General features: G+C 67.1%; 1 protein-coding gene. It reads left to right on the top strand.

What is annotated here, in order from left to right; translation table 11 throughout:
- Positions 1–1,561: condensation domain-containing protein (locus tag ACFVIM_RS35065; RefSeq protein WP_384310409.1), on the top strand; the 1,561-nt coding region annotated here is incomplete at both ends.

The raw sequence follows: 1,561 nt of genomic DNA, 5'->3' as shown, positions 1-1,561 counted from the left end.
CCGAGCAGAAGGTCACCGTCCTCAACCAGACACCCTCGGCGTTCTACCAGCTCATCGACGCCAGCCACACCAACCCCGCCCTCAGCGACCAGCTCACCCTGCGAACGGTCATCCTCGCCGGAGAAGCCCTCGACCCCACCCGCCTCTCCTCCTGGTACGACCTCCACCCCCACACCCACCCCGTGATCGTGGACATGTACGGCCCCACCGAAGCCACCGTCTACGCCACCCACCACCAGCACACCACCGACACCCTCACCACCCCCACCATCGGACGCCCCATCCCCGGCACCCACCTCTACGTCCTCGACGCCACCCTCCGACCCACACCACCCGGAGTCACAGGCGAGCTGTACATCTCCGGACAAGGACTCGCCCGGGGCTACCTCCACCGGCCCGCACTCACCGCCGAACGGTTCACCGCCAACCCCTACGGACCCCCCGGCAGCCGCATGTACCGCACCGGAGACCTCGCCCGCTGGAACCACGACCACACCCTCACCTACCTCGGCCGCACCGACCACCAAGTCAAAATCCGAGGCTTCCGCATCGAACTCGGCGAAATCGAGAACGCCCTGGTTCGGCTGCCCGAGGTGGCTCGCGCGGCGGCCCACGCCCATACCGACCCCGCTACCGGCACCACTCATCTCACCGGCTATGTCGTCCCCGTGGGCACGGTCCCGGTCAGTACCGCCGCCCTCCGGCACGCGCTCGCCCGGCGGCTCCCCGCCCCTATGGTTCCGGCGGCGTTCGTCATCCTGGCCGAGCTGCCCCTCACCACCAGCGGAAAACTCGACCGCCAGGCCCTGCCCGCGCCCGACTTCGCCGCCCAGACCACCAACCGCCCTCCCCGCACACCCCACGAGAAGATCCTCGCCACCCTCTTCGCCGAAACCCTCAACCTCCCCACCGTCGGCATCGACGACAACTTCTTCGAACTCGGCGGACACTCCCTCCTCGCCACCCAACTCACCAGCCGCATCCGCACCACCCTCAACACCGAAATCCCCGTCCGCACCCTCTTCGACGCACCCACCATCACCCAACTCGCCCCCCACCTCGACCACCACACACCACTCCGCCCCACCCTCACCCCACAACCCCGCCCCCACCACATCCCCCTCTCCCACGCCCAACAACGCCTCTGGTTCCTCCACCAACTCGAAGGCCCCACCCCCACCTACAACCTCCCCTTCATCATCGAACTAACGGGAAAGCTCGACCACACAGCACTCCAGCACGCCCTCAACGACCTCATCGAACGCCACGAAACCCTCCGCACCACCTATCCCGATAACGCGGGAACGCCCTACCAGAAGATTCTCCCGGTGGTGGAAGGGGCGCTTTCTCTGACGGTCGAACGCATCGCGTGGGAGGACATTCCCCGGCGGCTCGATGATGTCGTTGGCCAAGGGTTCGATATCGCGTCCGAGCCGCCGTTGCGTGCCTATCTCTTCGCCACCGCACCACAACGCCACACCCTCGCCCTCGTCATCCACCACATCGCCGCCGACGGCGAATCCCTCCAACCCCTCCTCAACGACCTCTTCCACGCCTACCA

It is taken from the genome of Streptomyces sp. NPDC057638 (genome assembly GCF_042800315.1).
Taxonomy (GTDB): Bacteria; Actinomycetota; Actinomycetes; order Streptomycetales; family Streptomycetaceae; genus Streptomyces.
This window is presented reverse-complemented; position numbering and strand designations above follow the sequence as displayed.